Origin of the sequence: Yersinia sp. SCPM-O-B-9106 (C-191) (genome assembly GCF_026183365.1) — a bacterium.
In the GTDB taxonomy this organism is placed as follows: Bacteria; Pseudomonadota; Gammaproteobacteria; order Enterobacterales; family Enterobacteriaceae; genus Yersinia; species Yersinia rochesterensis.
This window is the reverse complement of sequence record NZ_CP110791.1, coordinates 4115028-4130004: the sequence shown is the minus strand read 5'-3', so window position 1 is coordinate 4130004 and position 14977 is coordinate 4115028. Positions and strand designations below refer to the sequence as shown.

Genomic DNA, 14977 nt, shown 5'->3' with positions numbered 1-14977 from the left:
AAAAACTGATATTTGTTTCAAAACTGACATTTGTTTCAAAACTGATAGTTGCTTCAAATATCTCGTTTGCGCAATAACCTCAACGCGTTTGCTGTCACTAAGGCAGTTGCGCCGGAATCGGCTAATACTGCCAGCCACAAGCCGGTTAAGCCCAGTAAAGTGGTTACCAGAAAAATACCTTTTAACCCTAATGCGATAGTAATGTTCTGGCGAATATTAGCGTTGGCCGCTCGTGATAACAGGATGATTTCTGCCAACCCAGTTAGTCGGTTATGGGTCAGTGCGGCATCGGCGGTCTCCAATGCGACATCAGTGCCACTGCCCATCGCGATGCCAATACTGGCTGCTTTCATTGCCGGAGCATCATTAATACCGTCACCCACCATCACCGTCGGGTGTGTCGCATTTAGCGCCATAACTGCCTGCACTTTATCGGCAGGCAGCAATCCAGCGCGGTAATCAATCCCCAGCTCACTGGCAATAGCCGCCGCCGCGCGAGGGTTATCACCCGTTAGCATTACTCCTTGAATACCTAACTTTTTCAGTGAATCAATGGCCTGTTTAGCATCAGTGCGTAAAGTGTCGCGCAGTGCCACTAAACCAATGAATTTCTCATTTTCCAACACGGCGACCGCCGTTTTACCGCTACTTTCCAGCTCATCAATCAGTACTTGCCACTCAGCACTCAATAATTCCGGTGATATCTTACTGGGAGCACTGACACGAACCACTATCCCGTTAACCGTGCCCTCAACACCGATACCCGCCAACGCACGCCGTTCCTCGGCGAGTGGCAACAAGGGGGTATTTTGTTGCGCACGTTGCATGATGGCGATTGCCAGCGGATGGTGCGACCCCGCTTCTACCGCTGCCGCAAGCGCTAACAGGCGAGTTTCACTCACACCGGATACTGGCAGAATATCAGTGACTTGCGGTTTCCCCTCCGTCAGAGTACCGGTTTTATCGAAAGCAACAGTTTGAATGCGGCCCAATTGCTCAAGCGCCGCGCCCCCTTTAATTAATGCCCCGCGCCGTGTTGCCGCAGCCAGTGCCGAGGTAATGGCCGCCGGAGTGGAAATGACCAGGGCACATGGGCAGCCAATCAGCAGCAATGTCAGGCCGCGGTAAATCCAGGTTTCCCAAGGCTCGGCGAAAGCTAAAGGCGGAACCAGCATCACCAGTGCTGAGAGAAGCATAATGGCGGGAGTGTAAATGCGACTAAAACGGTCAATGAAACGCTCAATAGGCGCCCGACGTTCTTCTGCTAATTCAATGAGTTGTAGAATGCGGTCAATGGCATTATTACCGGGTTCAGAGATAACTCGCATTTCGGTAGCGCGATCGACCGATAAACTCCCTGCCGCGACTTTCTCACCTTGCACGCGTTCAACAGGAACTGACTCGCCGGTGAGAGCACTTTCATCAAAACTGGCAAATGGAGTCATTAATTCCGCATCAGCGGGCAGACGGCCCCCCGGTGAGATTTCAATGATATCGCCGGGGCGTAAACTGGCAACAGGCACCTGCTGGCGTTCACCGTTCTTGAGCAGCAATGCCTCTTCAGGTACCAGCGCCATTAGCGCGGTCACGCCACGGCGTGCGCGGTTTGCCGCATAAGATTCCAGCAATTCGCCGATCATAAACAGCAGTAATACCATTGCGGCTTCAGCCGTCGCGCCAATAAACATCGCGCCGATAGCCGCGACGCTCATCAAGGTTTCGATTGCAAAGGGGGTGCCGGAACGGATGAGTTTCCAGGCTTTGGTCGCAACGGGGATCAGCCCGACAATGGTGGTTGCGGCAAATGCGAATTCACTCAGCTGAATGCTGAATAATGAGATTCCCCAACTGATGAGCATCAGTGTGGTTAATAATATGATTGGTAAATATTCACGAACACGAGATTCTGGCGCAGTGTTTTTGCTCGCCATGGTCGACTGAGTATCGACCAGACTGAATCCAGCCTGTATGACGGCCTGCTGCACTTGGGAGCGAATATCTAAACGGGCATCGACCACCAGTTTTTCTGTAGCAAACAGGACTTTTACATTTTCAACGCCGCTCAGACTGCTGACTGTATTTTCAATTTTACGGGCACAACTTGGGCAATCCATTCCGTTAACTTGCCAACTAAATCGCTGGCTATCAGAAGGCGTCACGAGAGTAAGTCTGTCGCTTTCCTCGTCACCTTCATCGGCATGACTCTGGCTACAGCAACCTCCTTCTTGATGTGAATGCTCACTCACTGAATTTGTGCTGTTATTGCTGTTATTGCTGTTATTGCTGGAATTGGTTGCTTGTTGGCTACTGCAACCGGTTTGTTTTTTGGCATGACTATGACCACAGCCGCATTGGCTCTGTGTATCTGTTGAATGTTGATGTTCGGAATGTGAATGCATGGTGCCTCCTGGACAGAATGTAAAAGGTATACAGGATTTAGCCGGTATAGCTGCACTCTACACCTTAGAGTCAACTCCAGAGTCAAGAGGGTAAATGAGAATAATTACTAAACAGAGCTGAGAATAAGAGGGCATATCTGAAGATCACGCATTCTGTGCTGAGTACTCAGGCTCCATCCTTGGAACCTGCTGGTCGGCATTCTTTGCAAAACAATATGTTGCTGAACAATACATCCACAAAATAATGTTTCGCGGTAATGGGTAATTACAAATACAGCGACCTGACAATCAGGAAGTGCCCAACAAAATAGCATCCTGCAACAATGGCGTCAGAGGCTCGGAAAGAAAAACGATAGCGATTTAGGAGCCAGACGACATGGGATAGCAGCAATAACACGGTCCCTGTCAGCAATGAGAAACTCATGTCGGTGCTACGAGCAAAATACTGTTCGCCAGCCATCCACACCATGAGTAATGTCATTCCGACGAAAGCAACCACCGGCCAGCGCATTTCATCTAGCCGAGTCCAAATTGTGGCTAACAACAATGTGCCCACGATGATGAGAACTAAGGGAAGCGGCCAGAACAGGGTGAATGTCATCTGGCTGGCAAAACTAATGGTATACAGTAAATGGGAGAGGAAGAATGCACCCAGAGCATAAAGTAAGCGCTCACTGGGTAGCAGCAAGAGAGCATCCGCAACCAGAGTTGCCAGCAAGCCCAAAACAATCAGATAGCCCGCAGGGCCTAGAATAGGCGCTTGCCATGCGAGTAACAGCAACAGTAACAGAGTGACGGGTTTGAATACCCAACGTTGCCAGCGTGGGCCTCGGTAAGTTGCATCGACAAACAACCAACCAGAAAAGAATACGGCAAGGAATGGCCAGCTCATTATTTATCCTTTTTTCTATACAGGTTTCAGTGAAAGTACCTGTGTTGTAATGATAATCCGCAACGCCAATGACTCTGAGAATACATCAATTAAGTGTAAGGGATGGAAGCCAAGAGTGATAGCAGCACTACAGTGATTTGCATGATTTGTGCCACTTAATGCGTAGCAGTGCGCATAATCAGATTTAGCTGTGGGGGCAAACTGCTGAAGTCTTGGCCTTGTCTGGTTCACATGTTATGTTAACGCCGATTTCCGTTCGCTAAATCAAGGGATAGAGGCAATAGCACATGGTCAATGAACAATTGCTTTATCGCATTCAGTTTATAAATAATGGTAAGAATTATCAGCTTTATGTCAGAGAAGTCGGCCCAAGTACCTTATTTGGGTTTATTGAAATTGCAGATTTTGTCTTTGATAGTCAATCGACCTTACTGGTTGACCCCTCAACAGAAAAATTGAAGACAGAATTTTCCGGCGTTAACCGCAGCTATATCCCCCTTCATTCAGTCATTCGCATTGATGCGGTAACTGAAAAGGGCAGTGCTCGGATCTCTGAGTTGGGCAGCAACGTGATGAGCTTCCCTTATCTACCAGGTAATAAACCTTAAATCCCTCTCGCCAAGTGAGCTTTAGCGAGCAAGATTATTATGAATAAACTTCCGTTATTATTTATTGCTGTGGTGGTATTGATTGTTGTGCTGGCAACTCGCCAATATTGGCAGAAAAAACGGCAAGATGCGGAAAATGACCGCTCACCGGTGCGCAGCTTACAAGTTGAAGTTATTGATAAACGTGAAGTATTAGCGCCAAACCGCCGTTCGCGTCAACGTGAAGAGATTGTTGCTGAAGATAAACGCTATGAAGTTTATTTCCGGCCACTGCTGAGTACCCTAGAGGTAACTAAGGGCAGCGACATCAAAATGATACTGCCACAGGCAGAGTATAATCGTATAGATCAAGGTGCGAAAGGCACTCTACGTTTACAGGGGACGCGCTATATTGGCTTTACCCCAAATTCACTCGGTCAATAAATAACCTGTCGCCATAACAAAAATATATCTAGCGACAGTGAGTATTATTTTTTAGGCAATGGCGGCTGTTTTTTTTGCCAAGCCAACAATTCGAAAACCCCGAACACAAAAATTTTGAATTGTTGCCATCCACTGATTGGCTGATCTTTCGGCTGCGTAGATTTAAGTAATATCAGTTGCAAACCATGCATCAAGACCATGAAGATCATTGCGACATCAATAAAGTATTTCAAAGGCTTAGGAAACGGCTGGAACAGATTCAACAATAAGAAAAACCATACTCCTAACATCAATAACCGGCCGATATTAATCCACATGGTGTTGCTCCTGTTCTTCAGCTGATACCGTGTTTTTGAGGGTTTCTTCGCTACGAATATAGAGGCGATAAGCAACCTGTCCGGCAATTTTCTCTCGATGTAACTGCCAATTGGCCGGGACATCAGTGGCGGCACTTTCTGCTTCTGCTTCAACATAAATCCAGGCATCAGCCGTCAGCCAGTTGAATTGTTCCAATAAATTGATGGTTTCAGCCAGTAAACCTTTACGAAAAGGAGGGTCAAGGAATACCAAATCGAAAGGCTGGCCCGGCTGGGCTAACCATTGCAAAGAATTGGTATTGACCACTTGTCCATTGGCGGCACTCAATAATGTCAGGTTGTTGCTCAACTGTTTAGCGACATGTCGGTCAGCTTCTAGCAGTATAGCAACACCTGCATAACGGGATAGTGCCTCCAGTCCTAAGGCGCCGCTGCCTGCAAAGCAATCCAAACATCGGGCGCCTTGAATCATGGGCGCAAGCCAGTTGAACAATGTTTCTCTGACTCGATCAGTGGTAGGGCGCAGCCCAGGGCTAACGGGGACAGGTAATTTGCGCCCTCGCCATTTACCGCCAATGATGCGGATTTGTCCTGCGGACTGCTGTGGAGCTTGTTTTGCTTTTGCTATCGGTCGCTTTGCCATAGATCGCTTTGCTTGAAAGTTGGCCAGTATTACAGCACTGAATAAAAAAGTTAGTCACTATTCTACCTATGTGTGCAGTGTGGGGGAAACGTTAAACCTTTGTTGATTGAATTCACAATAGAAAGCAGCATCGTGCGCGTGTTGCTGTTCAGGGGAAAGTGATAGACTTGCGAACTATTATCTTATTTATGCAAACCCAAAGTAATTAGAGTCCAAAAATGGCAAAAGAAAAAAAACGTGGATTTTTTTCCTGGTTGGGCTTAGGCCGTCAGAATGAAGAACACACAGCAGAGCCATTGGCTACTGAGAAAGAAGATGCAGCTGAGCTGGCTATCGAAGAGCAGGCTATCAGCGAAAAACAGGCTGAAATAGCTTCAGAAAATACCGCTGACGCGGCGGCAGAGCTCGAGCAGGTCGCCCCAGGTGAATGGGATAGCGCTGCAATTAGCGAAGCTGCGGCTGAAATTTCGCCAGAGGTCGCAGTAGAACCAACTACGCAACTATTTGAAGAAAATATAGATTTTGCTGAAGATCCTCAATATTTACAGCATCATTTCTCACAGAGTCACAGTGATAAAGCCAACGTTGACTCATGGGATGAAGGTACTGTTAGTGCGCCAGAATTGCCGCTGACGGAAAGTCATGTTGTTATCGATATTCCAGAGCCACAAGCTATTGTTGATGAACCTCCGGTCGAGGTCATTGAGGAGTTTGCTAGCCTTGAAGACGAAATCGTAGCCGAAGAAAGCATTGAAGACGAACAAGACATTGAAACCGAAGAAACAATCGTAGCAGCGGCTCAAGAACAAGAACGGCCAACCAAAGAAGGTTTCTTTGCCCGTTTAAAACGCAGCTTAATCAAAACCAAGCAGAATCTTGGCTCCGGTTTTATGGGGTTGTTCAGCGGTAAGAAAATCGACGACGATCTGTTTGAAGAACTGGAAGAACAACTCCTGATCGCCGACGTTGGCGTCGAAACAACCCGCAAAATTATTACCTCTCTGACAGAGCATGCTAGCCGTAAGCAACTAAAAGATGCTGAGGCTCTGTATGGCAAGCTCAAAGAGGAAATGTCTGAAATTCTGTCTAAAGTAGACAAACCATTAGATGTCAGTGGTAAGAATCCATTTGTTATTTTAATGGTTGGCGTCAATGGGGTGGGTAAAACTACTACCATCGGTAAGTTGGCGCGCCAATTCCAGGCCGAAGGGAAATCTGTCATGTTGGCTGCGGGTGACACTTTCCGCGCAGCGGCGGTAGAACAGCTGCAAGTTTGGGGTGATCGCAACAAGATTGCTGTAGTTGCACAACATACTGGCGCAGATTCAGCATCAGTCATTTTCGATGCTATTCAGGCGGCTAAAGCGCGAGGCATTGATGTGCTGTTGGCTGATACCGCCGGGCGTTTGCAAAATAAAGCTCACTTGATGGAAGAGCTGAAGAAGATTGTCCGCGTGATGAAAAAGCTGGACGGCGATGCCCCCCATGAGGTTATGCTGACGTTGGATGCCAGTACCGGACAAAATGCGGTTAGTCAGGCGAAACTGTTTAATGAAGCCGTGGGGCTGACCGGAATTACCCTGACTAAGCTCGATGGTACCGCCAAGGGTGGGGTAATATTTGCCATCGCAGATCAGTTTGGTATCCCAATCCGTTATATCGGTGTTGGGGAAGGTATAGAGGATTTACGGCCATTTAAGGCTGACGATTTTATTGAGGCTCTTTTTGCCCGAGAGGATTAATACGGATGATTCGCTTTGAACAGGTCAGTAAAGCTTATCTGGGCGGACGACAGGCGCTGCAAGGGGTAGATTTTCATCTGCGTCCAGCGGAAATGGCGTTTTTGACTGGCCACTCCGGTGCAGGGAAAAGTACTCTGCTGAAACTGATTTGTGGCATTGAGCGCCCTAGTGCTGGTCATATCTGGTTTGGTGGTCATGACATCAGCCGCCTGAAAAATCGCGAAGTGCCATTCTTGCGCCGCCAGATCGGGATGATCTTTCAAGATCACCACCTGCTGTTGGACAGAACGGTCTATGACAATGTTGCTATGCCATTGATTATCGCAGGTGCCAGCACCGAAGATATTCGACGCAGAGTGTCAGCAGCACTGGATAAAGTGGGGTTGTTGGATAAGGCGAAAAACTTCCCTATTCAGCTCTCTGGTGGTGAGCAACAGCGTGTTGGTATAGCCAGAGCGGTAGTGAACAAGCCCGCGGTATTACTGGCAGATGAGCCGACCGGTAACCTGGATGATGCATTATCCGAAGGTATTTTGCGTTTGTTTGAAGAGTTTAACCGTGTGGGCGTTACCGTGTTAATGGCCACCCATGACACGTCGTTGATTGCTCGGCGGCGCTACCCGATTCTGACATTAAGTCAGGGGCGGATGTCAGGAGCGCATCATGGCGAATAATAGTGCGCAGAAAGCAAAAACCAAGGCGCTGAAAGGCGGCTGGCGTGAACAGTGGCGTTATTCGTGGGTTAATGCTGTTGCCGATATGATGCGCCAACCGCTGGCGACGTTGTTAACCGTGATGGTCATTGCCATCTCGCTGACCCTGCCAAGCGTGTGTTATATCGTGTGGAAGAACGTCAGCCAGGCGGCGGATCAATGGTATCCAACGCCGCAATTGACGGTCTATCTGGATAAAGCACTGGATGATAACGCGGCCGAAATTGTCGTGACCACGCTAAAAGCAGAAGCCGGTGTAGAGAAAGTTAATTATCTGTCGCGGGAAGAAGCGATGGGCGAGTTCCGCAACTGGTCAGGTTTTGGCGGTGCTTTGGATATGCTGGAAGAAAATCCGCTGCCCGCAGTTGCCATTATCACGCCTAAACTAGATTTTCAAAGTTCAGGGACGCTCGATACCCTGCGCGACCGAGTCAGTAAGGTCGAGGGGGTAGCTGAAGTTCGTATGGATGACAGCTGGTTTGCTCGTTTGGCGGCATTAACCGGCTTGGTCGGGCAAGTTGCTGCCATGATTGGCGTATTGATGGTCGTTGCTGTATTCCTGGTCATTGGTAATAGCGTGCGTCTGAGTATCTTTAGCCGCCGTGATACCATTAATGTCATGAAACTGATTGGGGCAACCGATGGGTTTATTCTGCGGCCATTCTTGAACGGTGGTGCGATGCTGGGTTTCGGCGGAGCGGTGTTATCACTGATTCTCTCTGAAGCGCTGGTATGGAAGCTCGGTTCGGTTGTGACACAGGTGGCCACGGTGTTCGGCACTAGCTTTACGCTACATGGGTTAAGCTGGGATGAATGCCTGTTGTTGGTGTTGATCTCGGCGATGATTGGCTGGATCGCCGCCTGGCTCGCGACGGTTCAACATTTACGCCGATTTACACCGCAGTAAAAAATGTTTGTTATACTCTTTCCCTGCAGTACTTCGATAAAGGCAGGGAAAGGGGCGTTGTTTACCCGTTCATACCTTAAGTTTTCCCTGATACGCACAGCGAGTTATCTGCTAAGATCAATAGCTGAAACTGTGATCCAGGCTGAACTTTTATGGCAATGGCCGGTCGAAGAACACAGTGAAATGATAAGGTGTCCAACGCTTGAATCTGCTTAAGCAGGTGCTAAAATATTGGCGTTGAGAGAAATCTGCACTAAACATGCATGCAATGAGAGGGTTTCGAATGACCAAAGAAATGCAAACTTTAGCCTTAGTACCCCAAGGTAGTTTGGAAGCCTATATTCGGGCTGCCAATGCCTATCCAATGCTGACTGCAGAGGAAGAGCGGGAACTGGCTGAACGGCTGCATTACCAGGGCGATCTGGGGGCGGCTAAACAGCTAATCCTGTCTCACCTGCGCTTTGTTGCTCATGTTGCCCGTAACTATTCCGGGTATGGTTTGCCACAGGCTGACCTTATTCAGGAAGGTAATATTGGCTTGATGAAAGCGGTTCGCCGTTTTAACCCTGAAGTTGGGGTACGTCTGGTGTCTTTCGCAGTACACTGGATCAAAGCAGAAATTCATGAATATGTTTTGCGTAACTGGCGGATTGTCAAAGTTGCGACCACTAAAGCTCAACGGAAGTTATTCTTTAATCTGCGTAAAACTAAGCAGCGTTTGGGTTGGTTTAACCAAGATGAAGTCGAGCTGGTTGCCAAAGAACTGGGTGTGACCAGTAAAGATGTTCGTGAGATGGAATCACGCATGTCCGCACAGGATATGACTTTTGACCCATCTCCAGATGATGAAGCACGTGATGGCCAATCTATGGCGCCCGTCCTGTATTTGCAGGATAAAACCTCAGACTTTGCAGATGGCATCGAGGAGGATAATTGGGACAATCACGCGGCAGACAAATTATCTTATGCATTGGAAGGCTTGGACGAGCGCAGCCAGCATATTATTCGTGCTCGTTGGCTGGACGATGACAACAAGTCTACGTTGCAGGAACTGGCTGATCAGTACGGCGTATCTGCTGAACGTGTTCGTCAGCTTGAAAAGAACGCGATGAAAAAATTACGAATGGCTATTGAAGCCTAATACAGCGACATAGATGCTGTGTGATACAAAAAAGGGCGATATTGATATCGCCCTTTTGCTTTTCTGACAGTTACGGCACCGCCATGATTTAGAAAGTTATCGCTGCCAACCCTGCGTATTACGGCTAAAACCACAGGCACGCAGAAGGCCATCTATTGCTGCGTAGTTTGTCGCAGTGACTTGCTTATCACTCAAATTCCACTGCTGAATCGTGGGCAACTGACGCAATGTTTCTTCAATGAGATAAAGCCCGACGCCGCGCCGCCGCGTCACTTCCCTGACACACAAATCCTCAAGTTCAGCCTGTTGGCCATCTACCGTAACTTTCACTGCACCTAACAAACGCTCATTAAATCGCGCAGCGAAGAGTGGCTTGCCGTCATTAATCCATTGCAGCCAACGGGTTTGTTGCTGTTCGGGCCAAATTTTAGCTAAATCGATAAGGTCCTGATGGGTAAGGTTTGTTAAACGTTCAATAGTCAGTTTCATCGTCGATAAACCGCAGAAATGTAAGGGTTATAGGGCTATGGTTTATTGTACTAGATCATAGGTCAGAGAGTTGTGTAAGTTTTTCTGTACGTTCATGGGGGAAAATGTTTTTTCGCTACTGCATTTTCCGAGTTTTAACAGAGTAAATGATCACATAACCAGCACAACTCACTAGCATTTGTGCAAAACCCATTCAATTTAATCCTAATTTTATGCTGTTTACACCGCTTGTTTCTGCTTGTCTCAGTTGATTTACAGCATAAAACTCCTGTTTAATAGCATGAAAAATAAAGTCTTATTAGAAAAAAGCATCACTTTTGAGACTAAATCATTATTACTTATGAATAAAACGTTACGGCGCTATAAAACGTTAAGACCAACACAACAAGCACGTTCACAATGACAGATGGGGAATTCGCGGATGAAATTAACAAAAGGTAAAATGTTGCTGGCTGGGTGTATAGCAATGGCGATGAGCCATTCTGTGCTGGCGAAAGACATCAAAGTTGCCATTGTTGGCGCGATGTCCGGCCCGGTGGCCCAATACGGTGACATGGAATTTACCGGTGCACGTCAGGCGATTGCTGATATCAATGCCAAAGGCGGAATTAATGGCGATAAGCTGGTCGGCGTGGAATATGATGATGCTTGCGACCCGAAACAAGCCGTAGCTGTTGCCAACAAAGTGATTAACGATGGCATTCGTTACGTTATCGGCCACCTGTGCTCCTCTTCAACTCAGCCTGCTTCAGATATTTATGAAGATGAAGGCGTGATTATGATCACCCCTGCTGCAACCAATGCTGATCTGACCACCCGTGGTTATAAAATGATCATGCGGACCACCGGTCTGGATTCTGACCAAGGCCCAACAGCAGCTAAATATATCCTTGAAACCATCAAACCTAAACGTATCGCTGTGGTACATGATAAGCAGCAATATGGCGAAGGTTTGGCGCGCTCCGTGCGTGAGAGCCTGAAAAAGCAAGGTACAGAACCTGTGCTGTTTGAGGGGGTGACCGCCGGTGATAAAGATTTCTCTACCTTGGTTGCTCGTTTGAAGAAAGAGAATGTTGATTTTGTTTATTTCGGCGGGTACTACCCAGAGATGGGGCAAATCCTGCGTCAGGCTAAGCAAGCTGGCCTGACAGCACGCTTTATGGGCCCAGAGGGCGTGGGTAACTCCTCACTGTCTAACATCGCGGGTGATGCTTCTGAAGGCATGCTGGTAACTTTACCAAAACGTTATGATCAGGTTCCTGCTAACCAACCTATTGTTGATGCGCTGAAAGCGAAGAAACTCGACCCAACCGGCCCATTCGTTTGGACAACTTATGCTGCGCTGCAATCGCTGACTACCGCGATGGAGCGGAGTGGTAGCCAAGAACCTGCTGATTTGGTCAAAGATCTGAAAACTGGTAAGCCGGTGGAAACCGTGATGGGGCCGCTGAACTGGGATGATAAAGGCGATTTGAAAGGGTTTGAATTCGGTATTTTTGAATGGCATGCGGATGGTTCATCAACCGCAGTCAAATAACAATAATATTAGAATCATCAAGTTTTAGGGTTGCTGTTGCAGCAATCCGGCCCCTTTTACCAACTGTATCCCCCCAGGTTTCGGGGGGATTTTTCCTCACTGCGCACAGTAGATTTGGTGCAGTTGGCTAGGGCAGCCAGGCAAGTGAATCAAAGGGTTAGAGTATGTCAGAGCAGTTTCTTTATTTCCTGCAACAGATGTTCAACGGGGTTACGTTGGGCAGCACTTATGCGCTGATCGCCATTGGTTACACCATGGTGTATGGCATTATCGGCATGATCAACTTTGCCCACGGCGAAGTGTATATGATCAGCAGCTACGTCTCCTTTATCGTGATTGCCGCATTGATGATGGTGGGGATTGATGCCAGTTGGTTATTGATAGGCTCTGCTTTTCTCGTCTCAATTGTTATTGCTAGTGCTTATGGCTGGAGTATTGAACGGGTGGCGTATAAACCGGTTCGTAGCTCTAAGCGCTTGATCGCGTTGATCTCGGCGATCGGGATGTCTATCTTCCTGCAAAACTACGTCAGCCTAAATCAAGGCTCGCGGGATTTGGCTCTACCGAGCTTGGTTACTGGTCAGTGGACGTTGGCTGAAACTAATGGCTTTGCCGCAACCATCAGCACCATGCAGTTGACCATTTGGATAGTCACCTTCTTGGCCATGTTGGCGCTGACACTCTTTATCCGTTATTCCCGCATGGGGCGCGCATGCCGAGCCTGTGCTGAAGATTTAAAAATGGCCAGTTTGCTGGGCATTAATACTGACCGAGTTATCTCACTGACTTTTGTTATCGGGGCGCTGATGGCCGCCGTCGCCGGGGTCTTATTGGGGCAGTTTTATGGCGTCATTAACCCATACATCGGCTTTATGGCTGGCATGAAAGCATTTACCGCCGCAGTGTTAGGTGGGATCGGCAGTATTCCGGGTGCGATGATCGGTGGTTTGATTCTGGGTGTGGCCGAAGCATTAACTTCTGCATATCTCAGCACAGAATATAAAGATGCAGTTTCATTTGCGCTGCTGATTGTTGTGTTATTAGTGATGCCTACCGGGATCTTAGGCCGTCCGGAGGTTGAAAAGGTATGAAACAACTCAACTTCCTTAACGCCATTATTTCCAGTTTTGTTTTACTCGTCCTTGCCTCGTTTGTGATGGGATTGCAGCTGCAGTTAGACGGCACCAAGCTTATAGTGCAAGGGGCTTCAGAGGTTCGCTGGTTGTGGATTGGCGCAGCTTGCATCGTAGTATTTTTCTTCCAATTAGTGCGGCCGTTCATCCAGCAAGGGATTAAAAAGGTCTCTGGCCCAGCATGGGTATTACCCAGCTTTGATGGCACCACCCCGCGCCAGAAATTATTGGCGGCTGCGATTATTATTGCTGCAATAGCCTGGCCATTTTTGGTCTCCCGAGGTTCGGTAGATATCGCCACCCTGACACTGATTTACGTCATGCTAGGGCTGGGATTGAATGTTGTGGTCGGGCTATCAGGCTTGCTGGTACTGGGCTACGGTGGTTTTTATGCTATCGGCGCTTATACCTATGCTCTGCTGAATCACTATTACGGTTTGGGTTTCTGGGAGAGTTTACCCCTGGCGGGGATTGTCGCGGCACTGTCCGGCTTCCTGCTCGGGTTCCCTGTTTTACGCCTACGTGGGGATTATTTGGCGATTGTGACACTGGGCTTCGGTGAAATTGTGCGTATTTTGCTGCTCAATAATACTGAAATTACCGGTGGGCCGAATGGGATTAGCCAAATTCCTAAACCGACACTGTTTGGTTTGGAATTCAGTCGCACCGCGAAAGACGGCGGCTGGGATACTTTCCATAATTTCTTTGGCCTGACGTACGACCCAAGTGACCGCATTATTTTCCTGTATCTGGTGGCGCTGCTGCTGGTAATCCTGACTCTATTTGTGATTAACCGGTTGCTCCGCATGCCGCTGGGCCGGGCTTGGGAAGCATTGCGTGAAGACGAAATTGCTTGCCGCTCATTGGGCCTGAGCCCAACTAAAATCAAGCTGACCGCGTTTACCATCAGTGCTGCTTTTGCCGGTTTTGCGGGCACGCTGTTTGCTGCTCGACAAGGGTTTGTTAGCCCTGAGTCTTTCACTTTTGTAGAATCGGCTTTTGTACTGGCAATCGTGGTATTAGGCGGGATGGGGTCACAGTTCGCTGTTATTCTGGCGGCCGTATTACTAGTGGTTTCGCGTGAATTAATGCGAGATCTCAATGCGTACAGTATGTTGCTGTTGGGTGCATTGATGGTGTTGATGATGATCTGGCGTCCGCAGGGCCTATTACCGATGAAACGGCCACAGTTGAAACTGAAAGTCGCCGATATCAAAGCTAAACAGGGGGAACAAGCATGAATACGCAACCTTTGTTAGCGGTTGAAGGGCTATCGATGCGTTTTGGCGGGTTATTGGCGGTAAATAATGTTGGCCTGAATCTCAATCATGGTGAGATTGTCTCACTGATTGGTCCGAATGGTGCCGGTAAAACCACTATCTTTAACTGCCTGACCGGCTTTTATCGCCCGACAGGTGGCACCATTAAATTGCGTGATCGCCATATTGAAGGGCTACCAGGGCAGGTCATTGCTCGGATGGGGGTGATTCGCACTTTCCAACACGTGCGTTTGTTCCGTGAAATGACGGTGGTTGAGAACTTGCTGGTGGCACAGCATCAGCATCTTAAAAGCGGTGTGTTTGCTGGCCTACTGAAAACGCCGGGTTTTCGGCGGGCAGAGGCCGATGCATTGGAACGTGCCGCAACTTGGTTAGAGCGGGTCGGATTATTGGAACTGGCTAACCGCCAGGCAGGAAATCTGGCTTATGGTCAGCAACGGCGTTTAGAAATTGCCCGCTGTATGGTGACCCGCCCTGAGCTATTAATGCTAGATGAACCGGCAGCTGGCCTGAACCCGAAAGAAACTGATGAACTGAATCAATTGATTATGGAACTGCGCGACCAACAGCAAGTTTCTGTATTGCTGATTGAGCATGATATGAAACTGGTGATGGGGATTTCTGATCGTATTTATGTAGTGAATCAGGGAACCCCGTTGGCTCAGGGCTTACCAGCAGAAATCCGTAATAATCCAGATGTGATCCGGGCCTATTTGGGCGAATAACTTATTTTTAAGTAAAAGTATTTTTAGA

General features: G+C 48.2%; 15 protein-coding genes. 10 read left to right on the top strand and 5 right to left on the bottom strand.

The features are described from left to right. Nucleotides 1-53: 53 nt before the first annotated feature. Together OP863_RS18630 and OP863_RS18625 are read right to left on the bottom strand one after the other, a co-directional pair. On the bottom strand, nt 54-2399 hold the full coding sequence (locus OP863_RS18630; protein WP_265525699.1) for a zinc/cadmium/mercury/lead-transporting ATPase: 2346 nt from the start codon (nt 2397-2399) through the stop codon (nt 54-56). A 265-nt stretch (nt 2400-2664) separates the two neighbouring features. Then, on the bottom strand, nt 2665-3291 hold the full coding sequence (locus OP863_RS18625) for a lysoplasmalogenase (RefSeq protein WP_145589514.1): 627 nt from the start codon (nt 3289-3291) through the stop codon (nt 2665-2667). 287 nt (nt 3292-3578) lie between these two features. Here OP863_RS18625 and OP863_RS18620 point away from each other — a divergent pair, with 287 nt between their 5' ends. Together OP863_RS18620 and OP863_RS18615 are read left to right on the top strand one after the other, a co-directional pair. Then, entirely contained in the window at nt 3579-3899 is a 321-nt protein-coding gene (locus OP863_RS18620) for a DUF1820 family protein (protein WP_038638266.1), read from the top strand. A gap of 39 nt (nt 3900-3938) precedes the next feature. Next, nucleotides 3939-4322, top strand: coding sequence for a DUF2500 domain-containing protein (locus OP863_RS18615; RefSeq protein ID WP_038638269.1), 384 nt, complete (start codon nt 3939-3941; stop codon nt 4320-4322). Between the two features lie 44 nt (nt 4323-4366). On the opposite strand, the gene OP863_RS18610 is transcribed toward OP863_RS18615, so the two are convergent. Further along, complete coding sequence (locus OP863_RS18610) at nt 4367-4639, bottom strand: DUF1145 family protein (protein ID WP_004391333.1); 273 nt, start codon at nt 4637-4639, stop codon at nt 4367-4369. Continuing rightward, complete coding sequence (gene rsmD, locus OP863_RS18605; RefSeq protein WP_038638274.1) at nt 4629-5282, bottom strand: 16S rRNA (guanine(966)-N(2))-methyltransferase; 654 nt, start codon at nt 5280-5282, stop codon at nt 4629-4631. Before rsmD ends, OP863_RS18610 begins: the two co-directional genes overlap by 11 nt. A gap of 218 nt (nt 5283-5500) precedes the next feature. Between rsmD and ftsY the strand changes: the two genes are divergently transcribed. From ftsY to rpoH, 4 genes are all read left to right on the top strand, one after another. Then, nucleotides 5501-7024 (top strand): signal recognition particle-docking protein FtsY, encoded by a 1524-nt coding sequence (gene ftsY / locus OP863_RS18600; RefSeq protein WP_265525698.1) that lies wholly within the window; start codon nt 5501-5503, stop codon nt 7022-7024. A gap of 5 nt (nt 7025-7029) precedes the next feature. Next, a complete protein-coding gene (ftsE, locus tag OP863_RS18595; protein ID WP_004391337.1) occupies nt 7030-7698 on the top strand; it encodes a cell division ATP-binding protein FtsE in 669 nt (222 codons plus the stop codon). After that, nucleotides 7688-8644 (top strand): permease-like cell division protein FtsX, encoded by a 957-nt coding sequence (gene ftsX / locus OP863_RS18590; protein WP_145591070.1) that lies wholly within the window; start codon nt 7688-7690, stop codon nt 8642-8644. Before ftsE ends, ftsX begins: the two co-directional genes overlap by 11 nt. A 283-nt stretch (nt 8645-8927) precedes the next feature. Further along, a complete protein-coding gene (rpoH, locus tag OP863_RS18585) occupies nt 8928-9785 on the top strand; it encodes an RNA polymerase sigma factor RpoH (protein WP_004391342.1) in 858 nt (285 codons plus the stop codon). A gap of 96 nt (nt 9786-9881) precedes the next feature. On the opposite strand, the gene panM is transcribed toward rpoH, so the two are convergent. Continuing rightward, the gene (gene panM, locus OP863_RS18580) at nt 9882-10274 is read right to left on the bottom strand and encodes an aspartate 1-decarboxylase autocleavage activator PanM (RefSeq protein ID WP_145591072.1); all 393 of its coding nucleotides are present in this window, start codon (nt 10272-10274) and stop codon (nt 9882-9884) included. A 421-nt stretch (nt 10275-10695) separates the two neighbouring features. Between panM and OP863_RS18575 the strand changes: the two genes are divergently transcribed. The 4 genes from OP863_RS18575 (at nt 10696) to livG (ending at nt 14949) form a co-directional block, all read left to right on the top strand. After that, nucleotides 10696-11811, top strand: coding sequence for a branched-chain amino acid ABC transporter substrate-binding protein (locus tag OP863_RS18575; RefSeq protein WP_145589519.1), 1116 nt, complete (start codon nt 10696-10698; stop codon nt 11809-11811). A gap of 164 nt (nt 11812-11975) precedes the next feature. Next, nucleotides 11976-12902: a high-affinity branched-chain amino acid ABC transporter permease LivH gene (gene livH / locus OP863_RS18570; RefSeq protein ID WP_004391347.1), complete on the top strand. Its 927-nt coding sequence runs from the start codon at nt 11976-11978 to the stop codon at nt 12900-12902. Beyond that, nucleotides 12899-14185 carry a high-affinity branched-chain amino acid ABC transporter permease LivM gene (locus OP863_RS18565; RefSeq protein WP_038638289.1) on the top strand — a complete coding sequence of 429 codons (1287 nt, stop codon included), beginning with the start codon at nt 12899-12901 and terminating at the stop codon, nt 14183-14185. Before livH ends, OP863_RS18565 begins: the two co-directional genes overlap by 4 nt. Beyond that, nucleotides 14182-14949, top strand: coding sequence for a high-affinity branched-chain amino acid ABC transporter ATP-binding protein LivG (gene livG, locus OP863_RS18560; protein ID WP_038638292.1), 768 nt, complete (start codon nt 14182-14184; stop codon nt 14947-14949). Before OP863_RS18565 ends, livG begins: the two co-directional genes overlap by 4 nt. Nucleotides 14950-14977 lie beyond the last annotated feature (28 nt).

Coding starts and splice junctions, on each gene's coding strand:
- OP863_RS18565 (WP_038638289.1), top strand. CDS start 12,899: ATGAAACAACTCAACTTCCTTAACGCCATTATTTCCAGTTTTGTTTTA.
- panM (WP_145591072.1), bottom strand. CDS start 10,274: ATGAAACTGACTATTGAACGTTTAACAAACCTTACCCATCAGGACCTT.
- livH (WP_004391347.1), top strand. CDS start 11,976: ATGTCAGAGCAGTTTCTTTATTTCCTGCAACAGATGTTCAACGGGGTT.
- ftsX (WP_145591070.1), top strand. CDS start 7,688: ATGGCGAATAATAGTGCGCAGAAAGCAAAAACCAAGGCGCTGAAAGGC.
- ftsY (WP_265525698.1), top strand. CDS start 5,501: ATGGCAAAAGAAAAAAAACGTGGATTTTTTTCCTGGTTGGGCTTAGGC.
- rpoH (WP_004391342.1), top strand. CDS start 8,928: ATGACCAAAGAAATGCAAACTTTAGCCTTAGTACCCCAAGGTAGTTTG.
- rsmD (WP_038638274.1), bottom strand. CDS start 5,282: ATGGCAAAGCGACCGATAGCAAAAGCAAAACAAGCTCCACAGCAGTCC.
- livG (WP_038638292.1), top strand. CDS start 14,182: ATGAATACGCAACCTTTGTTAGCGGTTGAAGGGCTATCGATGCGTTTT.
- OP863_RS18620 (WP_038638266.1), top strand. CDS start 3,579: ATGGTCAATGAACAATTGCTTTATCGCATTCAGTTTATAAATAATGGT.
- OP863_RS18625 (WP_145589514.1), bottom strand. CDS start 3,291: ATGAGCTGGCCATTCCTTGCCGTATTCTTTTCTGGTTGGTTGTTTGTC.
- OP863_RS18610 (WP_004391333.1), bottom strand. CDS start 4,639: ATGTGGATTAATATCGGCCGGTTATTGATGTTAGGAGTATGGTTTTTC.
- OP863_RS18630 (WP_265525699.1), bottom strand. CDS start 2,399: ATGCATTCACATTCCGAACATCAACATTCAACAGATACACAGAGCCAA.
- ftsE (WP_004391337.1), top strand. CDS start 7,030: ATGATTCGCTTTGAACAGGTCAGTAAAGCTTATCTGGGCGGACGACAG.
- OP863_RS18575 (WP_145589519.1), top strand. CDS start 10,696: ATGAAATTAACAAAAGGTAAAATGTTGCTGGCTGGGTGTATAGCAATG.
- OP863_RS18615 (WP_038638269.1), top strand. CDS start 3,939: ATGAATAAACTTCCGTTATTATTTATTGCTGTGGTGGTATTGATTGTT.